Source organism: Ruegeria aquimaris, from assembly GCF_025751555.1.
Taxonomy (GTDB): Bacteria; Pseudomonadota; Alphaproteobacteria; order Rhodobacterales; family Rhodobacteraceae; genus Ruegeria_B; species Ruegeria_B aquimaris.
This window is the reverse complement of sequence record NZ_JAOWLB010000008.1, coordinates 45,500-62,041: the sequence shown is the minus strand read 5'-3', so window position 1 is coordinate 62,041 and position 16,542 is coordinate 45,500. Positions and strand designations below refer to the sequence as shown.

Genomic DNA, 16,542 nt, shown 5'->3' with positions numbered 1-16,542 from the left:
GAGATTTCAGGGCGCCGCTACCCCTCATCCGCAAATAATTCCGGCTGCCCGGACTCTGTCTCCTCCTCGTCGCGGGGTTCGCTGATTGGCAGCATCCCGGGTGGCGGCCGGTTTTCCAGCAGTCCGGCCGCGCGCAGTTCCTTCAGCCCAGGCAGGTCGCGGGCGCTTTCCAATCCGAAGTGATCGAGGAAATGCGGCGTGACGACAAAGGTAACCGGCCGCCCCGGCGTCATGCGGCGGCGCCCAAGCCTGATCCACTCCATCTCAAGCAGTTGGTCGATGGTTCCGCGCGAGACGGACACACCGCGGATCTCTTCGATTTCGGCCCGTGTCACCGGCTGGTGATAGGCAATGATCGCGAGCGTTTCGATCGCGGCGCGCGACAGTTTGCGGGTCTCAACCGTTTCCTTTTGCATCAGAAAGCCGAGATCGGGCGCGGTGCGAATAGCCCAGGCTTCGCCGACCTGAACCACGCGCACGCCGCGCCCCTCGTAGCGCTTGCGCAATAGCTCGACGGCCTGCGCCGGATCGCTACCATGCGGCATCCGTGCCGCCAGGTCGGACAGGCTCACCGGCTCGGGGCTGGCAAACAGCACGGCTTCGACCATGCGCTCCTGTTCCGCCACCGGCGGTGCCTCGAACAAACTCTCGGTGCGGTCTTCGGACGTCTCGCTCACGTCTCGGGGTCCTTTCTGCGCAGATGGATGGGCGCGAAGTTTTCGGTTTGGCGGATTTCCAGATGACCTTCCTTGACCAGTTGCAGCGAGGCGGCAAAAGTCGCCGCCGTGGCCGAGCGGCGGCGGACAGGGTCAAGCCCCCAGCCCTCGGGCAGATAGCTGGCCATGTCGGTCCAGCTGCCGGCGAACCCAATCAGGCTGCGCATCCGTTCCAGCGCCTGCTCCATCGTATAGACCTTGTCGCGGTCCATCACAAAGGGCCGGAACTCGTCGCGCGTGCGGATGCGGGCATAGGCCTGCATCAGATCCAAAAGCGAGGCGGAATAGGTGACGGTCCTGATCCGCGCGATATCCTCGCCCTGCCCCCGGCGAAAGAAATCGCGCCCCAACTGGTCGCGTCCCATCAGCCGGGCGGCGGCATCGCGCATGGCCTGAAGGCGTTCCAGCTGGAATGCCAGATGCGCGGCGAGTTCTTCGCCCGAAGGGCCGTCCTCTTCCGGGTCGGGCGGCAGCAGAAGGCGCGATTTCAGAAAGGCGAGCCAGGCCGCCATCACCAGATAGTCGGCCGCCAGTTCGATCCGAAGCGCCTTGGCGCGTTCGACAAAGGCCAGGTATTGCCGCGCCAGTTCCAGCACCGAGATCTTGCGCAGATCCACCTTTTGCGTGCGCGACAGGGTCAACAGCAGGTCGAGCGGCCCCTCGAACCCGTCCACATCCACGATCAGTGCCTCGGCCGCAAGCCGCTCGGCGACCGAGACCTGTTCTTCGCTAAAGAGGTTGTCCGTCATACACCTGCCCGCCCATAAGGCGAGATAGTTCCGCTTCGACAGCAGGGATGTCAAGTTCCGCAGGCTTTTGACGCTGGGCCAAGGCCCGCTCGGCACGGGCCTGCGCCTGTTCCGTCAATCGACCGGCGGCATGCACCGCCGCCTCGCGGTCCTTCAGGGTCTGGTTGCAGACCAGCGCGATATCGCAGCCCGCCGCGATGGCTTGCGCGGTTTTCTCCGCGATGGTGCCGGCCAATGCCTTCATCGAGATATCGTCGGTCATGATCAGCCCCTGAAAGCCGATCCGCTCGCGGATCAGTTGCATCACGACTGGCGAAACCGTCGCCGGGCGTGGGTCGATCTTGTCAAGAACGATATGTGCGGTCATTCCCAGCGGTAGATCGTTCAGCGCGCGGAATGGCGCGAAATCCGTGACGTCCAGCATGTCGGCGGTCGCGGCGACATGAGGCAGGTCATGATGGCTGTCGAGCGTGGCGCGCCCGTGGCCGGGCATATGCTTGACAACCGGCAGCACTCCGCCCGCCAGCAGCCCATCGGCCACGGCCCGCCCCAAACGGCTCACCGTCTCGGCCGCACCCCCATAGCAGCGGTTATGTAGAAAGGCATGAGTATCGTCCCCCGCGAGATCCAGCATCGGAGCGCAATTGCTGTCGATCCCGAGGTCGCGAAGCTCGGCGGCAATCAGGCGATAGCGCAGATACATCGCCCGTTCCGCATTTTCACCCGCCCGCGCGACGTGATCGAGCGGCGGCAACCAGTTGCGGGCCAACGGCGGGCGCAGCCGCTGGACGCGGCCACCCTCCTGGTCAATCGTGATCATGCAATCGCGCCCGACCGCCTCGCGAAAGTCGGAACAAAGCGCGCGTATCTGCTCGGCGCTGTCGATGTTGCGCCCGAACAGGATGAACCCGAAGGGATCGGCGTCCCGAAACAACGCCTTTTCATCCGCATTCAGGCGCAGCCCCTCGGCATCGAGGATCGTCGCGCCGTAGTTCACCGCGTGGTCACCGGAATGCAATCGGCGCGTTCCGCAACCAGGACCGAGCAGAAATGGCGCGCCTCGCTCAGGTCATCGAACCCTGCGGCCCGCAGCCGGTAAAAGGTGCGCCCACCACTCGACGCCTCTTGGATGACGCGTTGCTTGCCATCCATGTACTCGCCGAAACGACCATAGAGGCGATCCCATTCCGCGCGCGCGATATCCGGGGTGTCATAGGCGCCAAGCTGCGCCAGCCGCGTGCCGGTCGGCAGAGCCTCGGGGTCGAGATCGACGGCAGTCGCCGTGCCTAGCGCCGCGTTGATCGCCGCATTGGTCGTGGCCTCGGCAGTACCATCCGCCGGAACGGCGCGGCCCGGTCGCGCCAATGGGCGCAGCGAGCGTCGCACGCCCGGCTCCCCGGCAAGCGGGTTGCCGGAACTCGCCTGGGCCAGATCGGCCGGATCGATTGCGGTCACCGGTGCAGGTTGCTCGATCGAGGCCAGTTCAGTCTTCTCTTCCTCCAACAGGGCGTTTTCGCTGTCGGAGAGCTGACCGGCACCTTGCGTAAGCTCCTGAACCAGCTGATCAATCTGGCCGTTGCGGAAAGCTTCTACCGCTTCTGGCCGGACATCACCGGCGTTGGACAGCGAGACCGGAATCGGCTTGATCTCGCCCATGGGAACGTCTTCATCGCTGAGCGAAACCGGGCGCGGCGCAAGGACAAGCCGATCAGCGGGCGGCGCGGCTGTGCCTTGAGCCGCGACCGTGTTCACGGCAAGACCCTGATGGTCGGCAGGTAAGCCACCCGGATTGTCGGGCTGAATGCGCATCGGCCCTTCGAGGGCGCGCACAACAGGCACGCCGCTGACATCCCGCATCACCAGCTTGTAGCCCCAGATTCCAATGCCGACGACCAATGCAAGCGAACCGACCGCCCCCATTAGGCTGACAATCCGACCCAGTCTTGGGTTCGCCTGTTCGGGTGCACTGCCTTCAGGCTGGACATCATCCAGAGGAAACTCGACCACATCGAACTCGGGCACCTTGTATGAATAATGCACGTGGTTCGGGTTCACGTGACCCGTGTAATCAAAACTCGCCATACTCCGCCTCACTGCCCGTTCGCGCAACTCTCTGGTCGCGCTCAGGTTTTTCTTGCCACTGCCTCGGTCAGCGGTTCGGGCGGCTTTGTTTAGATTACCGCATCTCCTCCGCTGGAGTGACGCCGAGAATAGCAAGACCGGCAGAAATCACAACCGCCACCGAACGGGCCAATGCGATTTTTGCCTGACTTGTGGCCACATCGCCATCTTGGATGAACCTGAGGTCGACCACCTCGTTGCCGCGGTTCCACAGCGAATGGAACTCTCCCGCAAGCTCGTAGAGATAGAAGGCAATCCGGTGTGGTTCATTGGTCCGCGCGGCAATCTCGACCAGGCGCGGCCATTCGGCCAGTTTGCGGATCACGGCCAGTTCAGCCTCGTGGCCCAGCAACGAGAGATCCGCCGCAGCCAGCGTGGCATCATCGGTGGCAATACCAGCCTCGGCCGCCCTTCTCAGCACCGAAGAGACCCGGGCATGGGCGTATTGCACGTAGAACACCGGGTTTTCGCGGCTCTGTTCCAGCACCTTGTCGAAATCGAAATCCAGCGGCGCGTCGTTGCGGCGGGTCAACATGACAAACCTGGTCACATCCGGGCCGACCTGGTCGATCACGTCGCGCAGGGTGATAAAGGTCCCTGCCCGCTTGGACATCTTGAACGGTTCGCCGTTCTTGAACAGCTTGACCAACTGGCACAGCTTGATGTCGAAAGACACACGCTTTTCGGTGTCGAGCGCCGCGACAATCGCCTTCATCCGTTTGACATAGCCGCCATGGTCGGCACCAAAGACGTCGATGATCACGTCAAACCCGCGTTTCACCTTGTCATAGTGATAGGCAAGATCAGGCGCAAAATAGGTCCAGCCGCCATCGGATTTCTGCACCGGGCGGTCCACGTCATCGCCATAGTCGGTCGACTTGAACAGCATCTGCTCGCGCGGCTCCCAATCCTCGGGAGGGGCCTTGCCCTTTGGCGGTTCCAGCGTGCCGCGATAGATCAGCCCCATATCGGTCAGCTCTTGCAGCGTGCGTTCGATCTTGCCGCTTTCATAATATGACCGTTCCGAAGACCAGACATCCATCTCGACACCCAGCGCCGCCAGATCGCCGCGGATCTGCTCCATCATCGCGGTCATGGTGAATTCGCGGATGGCGTCGAGCCATTCGCTTTCCGGCTTGTCGATCAGGCTGTCGCCGAATTTTTCCTTCAGCGCCTCACCGACCGGCACCAGATAATCGCCGGGATAGAGCCCTTCCTTGACCTCGAAATCCAGACCGTTGGCCTCGCGGTAACGTTCATAGGCCGAGCGGGCCAGCACATCGACCTGCGCGCCGCCGTCATTGATCCAGTATTCGCGGGTCACATCATAGCCCGCGTATTCCAGCAACCCGGCCAAGGCATCGCCGAACACCGCGCCCCGGCAATGACCTACGTGCAGCGGGCCGGTAGGGTTGGCCGAGACATATTCGACATTGGCAGTCTTGCCGGCGCCCATGTCGGATTTGCCGAAACCGGTGCCCTGGTGCAGCACAACACCAACCACCCCCTGCCAGACAGAGGGGGCGAGAGTCAGGTTGAGAAAACCCGGGCCCGCCACCTCGGCATTGGAAATGCGCGGATCGGCCGCCAGTTTCGAAGCGAGGCCCTCGGCAATGCCGCGCGGTTTCTGGCCAGCCGGTTTGGCCAGAACCATCGCAGCATTGGTGGCCATGTCGCCATGCAGCGCATCGCGCGGCGGTTCGACGGCGACATTGGCGAAATCGAGCCCTTGGGGCAGTGCGCCCTCAGCTTGCATCTGTTCCAGCGCCGTCACGACCAGGGCGCGGATCTCGGTAAAGAGGTTCATCTCTGTGTCCTTTTGCTTGGTTGGCGGTTTACCACGCAAAGCGGCAAGGTCAATGGAACCGTGAGTTTCCGCTCAAATCCGGGCCGGATCGGAACCGGTCAGGCGGGCATGATCCAACAGGGCGAACCTATCAGTCATTCCGGCAATGTAGTCCGAGACGATCCGGGCCAGCGCGGTTTCATCGGGCGCGGCGTCGATCTCGGGATGCCAGCGTTCGGGCATCTGATGCGGATCATTTAGGTAGATGGGAAACAGGTCCTCGACCACCTTTGCAACTTGTGTCCGTTTTACCATCACCGATGGTGCCCGGTACATCCGTGTGAAAAGAAACGCACGGATCACCTTGAGGTCGCGCCAGACCTTATCGGAAAACCGGATCACCGGGTGGCCAAGGGCGCGGACATCCTCGACCGTTTGCGCCCCCGACGCGACCAGTGCGGCGCGCGAGGTTTCGATCACATCCGATACCATCACGCCAAAAACCCGACGCAAAGCTTCGTGCCTGCGTCGCAACGCGTCGGTTCGAGGATAGAGCCGGTCAACCTCGGCGTAACACTCTCCCACGATCGGCAGGCCAGCGATCTGCGCGTCGGAGAACAGCCCGGCACGCAATCCGTCATGCAGGTCATGATTGTTGTAAGCGATATCGTCCGACAGTGCTGCAACCTGCGCCTCGGCGCTGGCATGCGTGTGCAGTTCCAGGTCGAAGGCTGCATTGCATTCGGCCAGCGCCCAGGGCAATTCACCCAGCACCGGGCCGTTATGCTTGGCGATCGCCTCGAGCGTTTCCCAGGTCAGGTTCAGCCCGTCAAAGGCGGCATAATGGCGTTCCAGACTGGTGACGATACGGATCGCCTGAGCATTGTGATCGAAGCCGCCGTAAGGCGCCATCAGGGCATGCAACGCGTCCTCGCCCGTATGACCGAAGGGCGTGTGGCCGAGGTCATGCGCCAGGGCCACCGCCTCGGTCAGTTCCGCGTTCAGGTTCAACGCGCCGGCGATGGTGCGGGCAACCTGCGCCACCTCGATCGAATGGGTCAGCCGGGTGCGGTAGTTGTCACCCTCATGTTCGACAAAGACCTGTGTCTTGTGCTTCAGGCGCCGAAACGCGCTGGCGTGAATGATCCTGTCCCGGTCGCGCTGGAAACACGACCGGAACGCACTTTCTTCCTCGGGCACCAGACGCCCCCGCGTCCGGGCCGGATCCGACGCGAACCCCGCTCTTGTCACTCTTTCAAGTCCTTGTCGCCTGTCCTCGGGCTTTCTATATTGCACGATACCGCAGATTGAAACCGTGGAGACGGCCATGCTCTTGCCCCCCAAAGTCACCGACCGCGCCTTTGCCCGGCTGGCCGAGATCGGCGCCTCGGACCAGGGTCAGGTTCTGAGGGTCGCCGTCGAAGGCGGCGGCTGTTCCGGTTTTCAATACGAGATTGCGCTGGATCAACCCAAGGAGGACGATCTGGTTCTCGAAGGACAGGGCGAGCGGGTGGTTGTCGATGCGGTGTCTCTGCCGTTTCTGGAGAATGCCACAATCGACTTCACCGAAGAGTTGATCGGCGCCCGATTTGTCATCGACAACCCAAACGCGACATCTTCTTGCGGCTGCGGCACGTCGTTCTCGATCTGAACAACCTTCAGGGATCGGTCCGGATGCGCCAGAGCGGGGTGCGCTGCGGTGCAACCTGATCCCACAGCAGGAACAGCCCAGAGCCTATCACGATGGCCACGCCGAGCCACGTCATGGGTTGCGGCCATTCGCCAAAGGCCCAGGCGCCCAGACCAACCATCCAGATGAATTGCAGGTTGAGCAACGGCGTCACGACATAAGCGGCCAAGAGGCGCAGCGCCACGACCAGCAGCCAACGCGCCGCAAAGAGCAACCCGGCATAAGCCAGAACCCAGGCCAGATCGGTCAGCGGCATCGGCTGCCAGACAAAGGGCAACGCCAGACACATGCTCAGCCCCAGCGCCAAGTTGGGATAGAACACCTGCGCCAACGCATTTTGTTCGAACCGGCCGATATAGCGGGAAAGGACCAGTGAAAACGTCCCGGTCAGCACACCGCCCAGGGCCCAGAGATGGCCGGGTGATGCCGCACCGATACCGCCAGGCATTAGGCAAAGGAGGCCAACAAATCCCGCGATCAACGCCGCCCAGGCGGCCGGTCGCGGATGCTCGCCCAGCATCAGGCCCGACATCAGCGCCGCCGTGATCGGCATCAGCCCGACGAAAACAAACACATCCGCGAATGGCAGCAGCCGAAAGGCGTAGAAGAAACAGATCGACGCCAGAACCGTCGCCGCCGCCCGCAATCCCATGGCCTTTGGGCAGGCGGTACGCAGCGCCCGAGCAGACCGCCCGCCGGCCGCCATCAGGCTGAGCGTTGCGACGATCATCCCGGAAATGGCGAACAATTGCGGTGCGGCATAGCCTTGGGCGATGAACTTTGTGATGGCGTCAGCCGACGAGATAACGGCGGTATAGGCCAGGACCAGCAGCCCGCCTGCCAGCGCCGCCCTCATACCGCCACCTGCATCCGCGCAGCCCGCGCAAACCCCGCAAAGAAACTGTCGAAATGCGTACTGCTGGCAACCGCCTCGGTCAGGATACCGTGGCCGGTTTGTCCCAGCGCGGCCCTGACCCGAGGCGCCATGACCCCCCAATCGTCGCTGCGACCGGCCCCCATATGGAAAATGCACTCCGAGATCGCCCGCAAAGGGCCAGCAAGGGCCGCTTCCCGGTAGAACGCAACAGAGCCCGGAGGCAGCGGCTCCTCGAATGCCTGCGCGCCCGCGACCCGCGCCGCCCAGCCACAAACAAGGTATTCATGATAGTCGTCCTGCGCAGCCCGACCTGGGTCGTCCAGAACAGTGAATGTCCCTGCTGTGTCCAAAACCCAGTTTTCCCAAATCGACGAAGGCGTTGCGCCAGCGTAACGCATGGCGACACAAATTTCAGCCAAAAGATCCGCGTTCTGCTCAAGATAGGCCAGAATACCGGCATATTCCAAGCTGATCAGCGCTTGTGGCGGCAATTCGGGATCCTTGCGCCCGTATTCGGACAGATAGAAGACGATATGGGTCAGCTCATAGGCCGCCTTCTTGTTGGGCAAGGCGAATGTCGCCGACCGCGAAATGAACTGATGCAAACGCTCTGTCAGTGCCTCATCCTCGGACCGCAACACAACGCCGCGGCGGGCCAAAAGGCGCCGCGCCTCGGCCCGTTGCAGATCCGACAGTTCGGCCTCGGGCAAACCCTGCGCGGCAACCCAGCCGGCCATTGCTTCTGCCTTGGATCCGCCGATGCCGAGATCTTCGAGATCCAGGCAGAGCGAGAGCAGGAAACGGTAATACTGAGGGAAGAACTCGAGCCGCTCTTCAATCTCTTGATAAAAGGCAAGATGCGGCGCAAGCGCGGCAGGGTCCAGCACCTGCCCTGTGCATTCGAGGATATTCAGCAGTTCCGCGTTTTCCTTGAGCCAGAAAACATCGTCGCCGGAGCGTCGGTGACCGGCAAAACCGGCGACGAGGGCGGCAGGCCCCGCAAGGGACCCTGCCGGGGCACGCCGGGCATTCAACTGGATGACGTTCGACATGAGATTTTTCTCCTGTTTCGCGGCCCCCGGTGGAAAGCCGGCCTGCCTATTGGTCCGAGCGTCTTAGCTGCCCGACGAGAACATTTGGGTCCCTTCGCCCAGCTTGACGGCGACCGCATCCGACTTCTGGCAGCTGGTCGAGAACATCTGGGTTCCTTCTCCAGCCATCGAATTGGACCCGTTCATCTGGCAACTGGTCGAAAACATTTGCACGCCTTCGCCGTCGATCACCGTTGACCGTCCGGCGGGGTTGCAGCTGGTCGAATAGAGCTGCGTCCCCTCACCCTCCAACGTGTCTGCTCCCAGCACCGGGCCACAACTGGTCGAAAACATCTCGACCCCCTCGCCAACTTGGCCGCTCGCCTGAGCTCTGGGTGCGGACCCGGAAGAGAACAGGCCGGTTACATCACCGTCCAGCATGCTGAAACGATCGCTTGCGAAAGCTGCGGAATAGTCAATCTTGAACATTGCAGTCATGGTCTTAGGTCTCCTTTTTGGTGTGTCTGACCTCTTCACGGTTGCAAGTCCCGAGCACGCTGAAAAGCCTTTTTTCAATCCTAGATTGTAAAATAAGAAGTTATCCACATTAACAAATAAAGGCAGAAATACGACAAGCAATAAATTTGCATCGCATTGCAAACGTTGAAATTTTTTTATCCACAAGGCAAGAATTTCATGAAAATGCCTCGATTCACCTCAACACATTGGCGAATCAATTGCCGGAATCGGGCTGTGATACCGCCAAGGCGCGGGGCAGTGTCTTGCCCCTGTGTCCCATTCAGGGATAGACCGTGAGTGAACAGGACAGGGAGCGCCACCCATGAAGATCGCCACCTTCAACATCAACGGGATCAAGGCAAGGATCGCCGCCCTGCCCGATTGGCTGGACCTGGCTCAGCCCGATGTTGTCGTCTTGCAGGAAATCAAGAGCGTCGACGACGCCTTCCCGCGCGAGCTGTTCGAAGAGCGGGGGTACAATGTCGAAACCCACGGGCAGAAGAGTTTCAACGGTGTGGCGATCCTTTCGAAACTCCCGCTCGAGGATGTGACCCGCGGCCTGCCGGGGGACGACACGGACGAACAGGCGCGCTGGATCGAGGCCACGGTTGTCGGGAAAAAGGCGCTGCGGATCTGCGGCCTCTACCTGCCAAACGGCAACCCGGTCGAACTGGATGAAGATGGGAATCCGGTTCCGGGTGGCAAATACGCCTACAAGCTGGATTGGATGGAGCGGATGCGCCGCCGCGCCGCCGAATTGCTGGTCGCAGAGGAACCGGCCCTGATGGCCGGAGATTACAATATCATCCCACAGTCCGAAGACGCAAAGCGCCCCGAAGCCTGGCGCGAGGATGCGCTATTCCGGCCTGAAAGCCGGGCGGCGTTTCGCCGGATACTGAATCTTGGATACACCGAAGCCTTTCGCGCCCGGGAACAGGGGCCGGGCCACTATTCTTTCTGGGACTATCAGGCCGGTGCATGGAACCGGAATGACGGGATACGGATCGACCATCTGCTGCTCAGCCCGCAGGCTGCCGATCTGATGACGGATTGCGGCATCGACAAATCCGTTCGCGGCGGCGACAAGCCGTCGGACCACGTGCCGGTCTGGATCACGCTCGACCTATGATCGCTCAATCGCCGCAGGTCACATCGTGGCGATAGATCCAGTCGAACTGCCGGACCACCCGTGCGGGTGCGACCATACCACCAAGGCGAAGCGCCACATGCGCCGCCGTGCGAACCGGCCCTGACCGCAGATGGTATTTCCAGGCATTACCATTGGCAGCCGCGACCACCCGTTCGACCCGAGGCCGTCGCCGGTTCTGATAGGCCTCCAGCGCGATTTCGATCCCAGGCGCCCGTGACAACTCCTCGGCCAGAACCCAGGCGTCCTCCAGCGCCATGTTCGCCCCCTGCGCCATGAAGGGCAGGGTCGGATGCGCCGCGTCACCCAGAATGGTCACCCGACCTTTGTGCCAGCACTTGGCCACGGGGTGACGGAACAGGCCCCACAGGCCCGGCTCGGCAACCCTGTCTAACAACGATCTGGGCAGTTCCGCGAAATCGTTGAACTCGGTCCGCAGATTGTTGGCGTCGTCCGAGTGGCTCCAGCTTTCCGCCGCCCAGGCGCGGCGTTCCTGCACCGCCACCAGATTGACCAGACTGCGGTTTCTCAGGGGATAACACACAAGGTGCCGCCCAGGCGCCATGAACACGCGGGCCTCGTCGGCAAGGCCGATATCATTCGGTACCGTCGCCCGCCAAGCCACTTGCCCCGTGAAAAACGGGTTTGACGACCCGTTCAACGCCTTGCGCGCATGGCTATGAAGCCCGTCGGCCCCGATAATCAGATCCGCCGAGATTCGGGCGCCGCTGGCCATGCGCAAGACCGGAGGAGAGCCTGGCTCGACACAATCGACTTTCTGCAACAAGCGGATACCGACTCCTGTCCGCCGCGCGGCTTCGGCCAGCAAGTCGACAATGTCGGCCCGATGCACAAAGGCAAAGCGAAGGTCGCTTGCATGGCGCATCAGATCAAGGCGCAGAACATCTCGGCGGCGCTTGTAGTCGCCCAGTACCACAGCACGACAGCGGATCGACACCGCCTCGAATTCCTTTTGCAGACCAAGCGCTGTCAGGACCGCCGCGCCATTCGGGCTGACCTGAATGCCGGCGCCAACTTCGGTGATCGCTTCGGCCTGCTCCAGCACGGTCACATCGGCACCACGCGCCTTCAAAGCCAACGCCGCGGCCAACCCGCCGATTCCGGCGCCGATGATGACGATTTTGATACCGTTGAGTTGCATGGCTCTCCCTTAAAGGAAAAACGCCGAGGCAAAAGCCTCGGCGTTTTCGCAGATTGTCGCAGGATCGCGGATCAATCGTCGCGATGCACCTTTTCCCGACGCTCGTGACGCTCCTGAGCCTCCAGCGTCATGGTGGCAATTGGGCGCGCATCAAGGCGCTTGAGGGAAATCGGGTCTCCTGTGACCTGACAATATCCGAACTCGCCTTCGTCGATCCGCCGCAGGGCGGCGTCGATCTTTGCAACCAGCTTGCGCTGGCGGTCGCGCGTCCGAAGCTCTAGGGCGCGATCCGTTTCCTCACTGGCGCGATCCGCCACATCAGGAATGTTGCGTGTACTGTCCTGCAAGCCTTCGATCGTGTCGCGGCTGCCCGCCATCAGTTCGGTTTTCCAATTCAGCAACTTGCGGCGGAAATACTCAAGCTGCCTGTCATTCATGAATGGCTCGTCTTCGGCCGGGCGATAGTCTTCCGGCAGAAAGGATTCCGGCTTCATCTTTGCTCCCTCGGTATGGCCAACAACGTCCGTTTCGGTAGTATGTTCAGACATTCGGCACCCCCTTCTGCCGCTGCCTTTAACTGACAGCCCGGCGAATGTCACTACACAATGACATGCAAAAGAGACCAAATCGGGCCGACGGGCGGAAATCTTCAAGGCGCTGAAATCTTAGGCTCAAACCCTTGTTTTTCTGTCAATTCGTTAAATAAGCAGAGCGTAGCGTCACGTTATTACGTTACGGAAACCCAGGCGCAGGAACGCAATCCCGCCCCCGAAGACAGCATATGCGCGGTTTCCGACGCAGCGGCGTGCCTTGCCAAACGGCCAGTGTCCCTTTACCTCACCAGCGATACGCTCCGCCGAAGGGATTAGCCATGACCGCACGTTTTCAGGGAACCGCCGAATATGTGGCGACCGAGGATCTGACCATAGCGGTCAATGCCGCCGTGACACTGGAACGGCCCCTGTTGGTCAAGGGCGAGCCCGGCACCGGCAAGACCGAGCTGGCGCGTCAGGTCGCAGGCGCCCTTGGTCTGCGGATGATCGAATGGAACATCAAATCGACAACCCGCGCGCAGCAGGGCCTGTATGAGTACGATGCCGTCAGCCGTCTGCGTGACAGCCAACTGGGCGAAGAACGGGTGCACGACGTTTCGAACTATATCAAGAAGGGCAAGCTGTGGCAGGCCTTCGAGGCGGATGAAAAGGTGGTTCTGCTGATCGACGAGATCGACAAGGCCGATATCGAGTTTCCCAACGACCTGCTTCAGGAACTCGACAAGATGGAGTTCCACGTCTACGAAACCGGTGAAACGATAAAGGCGCGGAACCGGCCGATCGTGATCATCACATCGAACAACGAAAAGGAACTGCCGGACGCCTTCCTGCGCCGCTGCTTCTTTCACTACATCCGGTTTCCCGATGAAACCACGATGCGGCGCATCGTCGAGGTCCACCATCCCGGCATCAAGGAAGCCTTGCTGAGCACCGCGCTGACGCAGTTCTACGAGATTCGCGAGACCTCGGGCCTGAAGAAAAAACCCTCGACATCCGAGGTTCTCGATTGGCTGAAACTGCTGCTGGCCGAGGATCTGACCGCGGAAGACCTGCGCCGCGACGGCGCAAACGCGCTGCCGAAACTGCATGGCGCATTGCTCAAGAACGAGCAGGATGTCCACCTGTTCGAGCGTCTCGCCTTCATGGCCCGAAACAAGCGCTGAACCGGCATATTGGTTCCAAGACGTGGGCGGTTCCGGTGGAGCCGCCCGTTTTGTTTCGAAAATACTGGTAAACAAGCCCTTAAATCCGCTTGTCACGCTTGCTTTGACCCTGCTGCCGATGCGACCATGAACGTGCAAAACGGGTCCGTCCACCCACGGAGCCGAGGCGACAACAGGTTCTTGGTATCATTGAGCAGTGACACATATGCAGATCTTCACCACCGTTACCCCGACAAAGTCCAAGCCCCGCAGCCGCACCGGACTGCGTTTGACTCGTGTGCTTTCAGTGGTCTCGGTTCTTGGTCTTACAGCCTGTGCGACGGTCCCGCTCCAAGATACGCCGACACGCGCCCAGACCACGGAATTCTCGGTGCAGCCGATGAAGAGCTTCGGCCTTCCGCAGCCGCAGCCTGCACTGCGCTCCAATGGCAATATCGCAGCCGACTTTCTGTCGCTGCATTTCCAATTGGAGAGCGGGCGCGAGTTGCCGGTGTTCACCCGCTTTGAAACCCCGATCACGGTCCGGGTGACCGGCTCGCCCTCACCCAGCCTGCAACCCGACCTGACCCGCCTGCTGGGTCGTCTGCGCAACGAGGCGGGCATCGACATCCGCCAGATCACCGCAGGTGCAGCCAATATCACCATCGAGGCCGTCAGCCGCGAGGAGATCGGCCGCGCGCTGCCGCAGGCCGCTTGTTTCGTAGTGCCTAACGTCTCCAGCCTGAGTGAATTCCGTCGCGACCGCCGCAAGGACAAGACCAACTGGGGCAATCTGCGCAGCCGCGAACGGTTGGGCATCTTTGTTCCCTATGACAGCAGCCCGCAGGAGTTGCGCGACTGCCTGCACGAGGAACTGGCACAGGCCATCGGCCCGCTGAACGATCTCTATCGCCTGCCCGATTCGGTCTTCAACGATGACAACATCCATACCGTGCTGACCGGGTTCGACATGCTGGTGCTCAAGGCAACCTATGCGCCGGAACTGCGCAGCGGCATGACCCGCGCCGAGGTGACTGCGGCCCTGCCCGATATCCTGGGCCGTCTCAATCCGCGTGGTGTCACCTATGCGCCGCAACCGGTGATTGCCACCCCGCGAGAGTGGATCGAAGCGGTCCAAACCGCGCTTGGCCCCGGCACCGCTTATCAGACCCGCCTGGAATCCGCCAATCGCAGCGCGCGCCTGGCCCAGTCCTGGGGCTGGACCGACCATCGCCGCGCCTTTGGTCACTACATGATGGGCCGGATGTTGCAATCCGGGGATCCGGAATTGGCCCAGCGGCATTTCCTGACTGCCATGCAGTACCTGCAATCGACCCCGGGAACGGAACTACACCGCGCCTATGTGACGACCCAGACCGCGGCACATGCCATTACACTGGGGGATGCGGCCAGCGCGCTCGCACAGATCCGGCCGATGCTGCCGGTGGCACAGCGTTCGGAAAACGCGGCCCTTCTGGCAACCTTGATGATGCTGGAGGCGGAAGCGCTCGAGATCCTGGGCGACGCCGAAAAAGCACGCTCCGTTCGGCTGGACAGCATCGGCTGGGCGCGGTACGGGTTCGGCTCGGACTGGGCGGTTCGGGCCAAGATGCAGGAGATCGCGGCGCTGAACCCCCGCAACAGACTGGGCGGGTAACTACGCATGATTGTCATCGCGGCGGCGCTGGTGGGCGCCCTTCTTGGCGGGCTTACCGCCAAGCGACGTAACGGCACGAAAGCCGATATCGCGCAATATGCGGCGGGCTATGCAATTGCCTTCGCGCTCCTCGGGATGGTAGCAACATTGGTGATCCACCGTCTGATGGTCTAAACTGATGTTCCTGCCCTTTTTCGAGAATTTGCGCAAAGCCGGAGTGCCGGTGTCGTTGCGCGAATATCTGACCTTTCTCGAAGGTATGAAGAAAGGGCTGGCCACTTACGATGTCGAGGCCTTCTATTATCTGGCCCGCGTTTCGATGGTGAAGGACGAGCGCAATATCGACAAGTTCGACCGCGCCTTTGCCGCCAGTTTCAAGGGGCTCGAAGAGATCACCTTTGACCAGGTGATGGAGGCCGTGGACATCCCCGCCGACTGGCTGGAGAAGATGGCCGAAAAGCATCTGTCACCCGAAGAAATGGCCGAGATCGAGGCGCTCGGCGGGTTCGACAAGCTGATGGAAACGCTGCGCGAGCGGCTTAAGGAGCAAGAGGGTCGCCACCAAGGCGGCAACAAGTGGATCGGCACCGCCGGCACCTCGCCCTTTGGTGCCTATGGCTACAACCCCGAAGGGGTGCGCATCGGCCAGAAGGAAAGCCGCCACCAGCGCGCGGTCAAGGTCTGGGACAAGCGCGAGTTCAAGAACCTCGACGACACGGTCGAACTGGGCACGCGCAACATCAAGGTGGCACTGAAACGGCTGCGCCGCTGGGCGCGCGAGGGCGCCGCGATGGAGCTGGACCTGGATGGCACCATCCGCGCCACCGCCGAACATGGCTATCTGGACGTCAAGGAACGCCCCGAGCGGCACAATGCGGTCAAGGTGGTGCTATTTCTCGATGTCGGCGGCTCGATGGACCCGCATGTGAAAGTGGTCGAAGAGCTGTTTTCGGCCGCCCGCGCCGAGTTCAAGCATCTGGAATACTACTATTTCCACAATTGCCTGTACGAAGGCGTCTGGCGCGACAACCGCCGCCGCTGGGATGCGCAGATTCCTACCCACGAGGTGCTGCGCACCTATGGGCCCGATTACAAATGCATCTTCGTGGGCGATGCCTCGATGAGCCCTTACGAAATCGCCTATCCCGGCGGCGCCAACGAGCATTGGAACCAGGAGGCAGGCCAGGTCTGGCTGACCCGCGCACGCGAGCAATGGGCCAGCAATCTCTGGATCAACCCGGTGCCCGAGAAATACTGGGAATATACCCACTCAATCGGCATGATCCGCGAGATCTTTGACGACCGGATGGTGCCCATGACCCTGTCGGGGTTGGAACAGGGCATGCGGGTGCTGACCCGCTGACCACGCGCGGCATCACCCACCGGATGAC

Annotated in this window: 17 protein-coding genes; 6 read left to right on the top strand and 11 right to left on the bottom strand. The window is 61.6% G+C overall.

Annotated features, from left to right (window positions below; all coding sequences use genetic code 11):
• Positions 1–17: 17 nt before the first annotated feature.
• The 6 genes from scpB to OE747_RS12760 all read right to left on the bottom strand — a co-directional run bounded on the left by scpB (position 18) and on the right by OE747_RS12760 (position 6,623).
• Entirely contained in the window at positions 18–677 is a 660-nt protein-coding gene (gene scpB / locus OE747_RS12785; RefSeq protein WP_263828979.1) for an SMC-Scp complex subunit ScpB, read from the bottom strand.
• Complete coding sequence (locus OE747_RS12780) at positions 674–1,465, bottom strand: segregation and condensation protein A (RefSeq protein ID WP_263828978.1); 792 nt, start codon at positions 1,463–1,465, stop codon at positions 674–676. Before OE747_RS12780 ends, scpB begins: the two co-directional genes overlap by 4 nt.
• Positions 1,446–2,462, bottom strand: coding sequence for a beta-N-acetylhexosaminidase (nagZ, locus tag OE747_RS12775; protein ID WP_263829066.1), 1,017 nt, complete (start codon positions 2,460–2,462; stop codon positions 1,446–1,448). Before nagZ ends, OE747_RS12780 begins: the two co-directional genes overlap by 20 nt.
• Positions 2,459–3,547 carry an SPOR domain-containing protein gene (locus OE747_RS12770; RefSeq protein WP_263828977.1) on the bottom strand — a complete coding sequence of 363 codons (1,089 nt, stop codon included), beginning with the start codon at positions 3,545–3,547 and terminating at the stop codon, positions 2,459–2,461. The genes nagZ and OE747_RS12770 overlap by 4 nt, the downstream gene beginning before the upstream one ends.
• 94 nt (positions 3,548–3,641) lie before the next feature.
• Positions 3,642–5,393: an arginine--tRNA ligase gene (gene argS / locus OE747_RS12765; RefSeq protein ID WP_263828976.1), complete on the bottom strand. Its 1,752-nt coding sequence runs from the start codon at positions 5,391–5,393 to the stop codon at positions 3,642–3,644.
• A 72-nt stretch (positions 5,394–5,465) separates the two neighbouring features.
• On the bottom strand, positions 5,466–6,623 hold the full coding sequence (locus tag OE747_RS12760) for a deoxyguanosinetriphosphate triphosphohydrolase (RefSeq protein ID WP_263828975.1): 1,158 nt from the start codon (positions 6,621–6,623) through the stop codon (positions 5,466–5,468).
• 76 nt (positions 6,624–6,699) lie between these two features.
• Here OE747_RS12760 and OE747_RS12755 point away from each other — a divergent pair, with 76 nt between their 5' ends.
• Positions 6,700–7,023, top strand: coding sequence for a HesB/IscA family protein (locus OE747_RS12755; protein ID WP_263828974.1), 324 nt, complete (start codon positions 6,700–6,702; stop codon positions 7,021–7,023).
• Between the two features lie 7 nt (positions 7,024–7,030).
• Here the strand turns inward: OE747_RS12755 and OE747_RS12750 are convergent, their stop codons facing one another.
• From OE747_RS12750 to OE747_RS12740, 3 genes are all read right to left on the bottom strand, one after another.
• Positions 7,031–7,918 (bottom strand): DMT family transporter, encoded by an 888-nt coding sequence (locus OE747_RS12750; RefSeq protein ID WP_263828973.1) that lies wholly within the window; start codon positions 7,916–7,918, stop codon positions 7,031–7,033.
• Positions 7,915–8,991, bottom strand: a complete 1,077-nt coding sequence (locus OE747_RS12745; RefSeq protein WP_263828972.1) for a DUF6902 family protein — start codon at positions 8,989–8,991, stop codon at positions 7,915–7,917. The genes OE747_RS12750 and OE747_RS12745 overlap by 4 nt, the downstream gene beginning before the upstream one ends.
• Before the next feature lie 63 nt (positions 8,992–9,054).
• A complete protein-coding gene (locus OE747_RS12740) occupies positions 9,055–9,468 on the bottom strand; it encodes a DUF6749 family protein (RefSeq protein WP_263828971.1) in 414 nt (137 codons plus the stop codon).
• A 343-nt stretch (positions 9,469–9,811) separates the two neighbouring features.
• Between OE747_RS12740 and xth the strand changes: the two genes are divergently transcribed.
• Complete coding sequence (xth, locus tag OE747_RS12735) at positions 9,812–10,618, top strand: exodeoxyribonuclease III (RefSeq protein ID WP_263828970.1); 807 nt, start codon at positions 9,812–9,814, stop codon at positions 10,616–10,618.
• Positions 10,619–10,622: 4 nt separating this feature from the next.
• Here the strand turns inward: xth and OE747_RS12730 are convergent, their stop codons facing one another.
• Together OE747_RS12730 and dksA are read right to left on the bottom strand one after the other, a co-directional pair.
• A complete protein-coding gene (locus OE747_RS12730) occupies positions 10,623–11,798 on the bottom strand; it encodes an FAD-dependent monooxygenase (RefSeq protein ID WP_263828969.1) in 1,176 nt (391 codons plus the stop codon).
• Between the two features lie 71 nt (positions 11,799–11,869).
• A complete protein-coding gene (dksA, locus tag OE747_RS12725; RefSeq protein WP_164127758.1) occupies positions 11,870–12,292 on the bottom strand; it encodes an RNA polymerase-binding protein DksA in 423 nt (140 codons plus the stop codon).
• A gap of 377 nt (positions 12,293–12,669) precedes the next feature.
• On the opposite strand from dksA, the gene OE747_RS12720 reads away from it, so the two are divergent.
• The 4 genes from OE747_RS12720 to OE747_RS12705 all read left to right on the top strand — a co-directional run bounded on the left by OE747_RS12720 (position 12,670) and on the right by OE747_RS12705 (position 16,514).
• Positions 12,670–13,515 carry an AAA family ATPase gene (locus OE747_RS12720; RefSeq protein WP_164127714.1) on the top strand — a complete coding sequence of 282 codons (846 nt, stop codon included), beginning with the start codon at positions 12,670–12,672 and terminating at the stop codon, positions 13,513–13,515.
• A 205-nt stretch (positions 13,516–13,720) separates the two neighbouring features.
• Positions 13,721–15,151 carry a DUF2927 domain-containing protein gene (locus tag OE747_RS12715; protein ID WP_263828968.1) on the top strand — a complete coding sequence of 477 codons (1,431 nt, stop codon included), beginning with the start codon at positions 13,721–13,723 and terminating at the stop codon, positions 15,149–15,151.
• Positions 15,152–15,157: 6 nt separating this feature from the next.
• Complete coding sequence (locus OE747_RS12710) at positions 15,158–15,325, top strand: apolipoprotein acyltransferase (RefSeq protein WP_263828967.1); 168 nt, start codon at positions 15,158–15,160, stop codon at positions 15,323–15,325.
• Between the two features lie 4 nt (positions 15,326–15,329).
• Positions 15,330–16,514, top strand: coding sequence for a vWA domain-containing protein (locus OE747_RS12705; protein WP_263828966.1), 1,185 nt, complete (start codon positions 15,330–15,332; stop codon positions 16,512–16,514).
• Positions 16,515–16,542 lie beyond the last annotated feature (28 nt).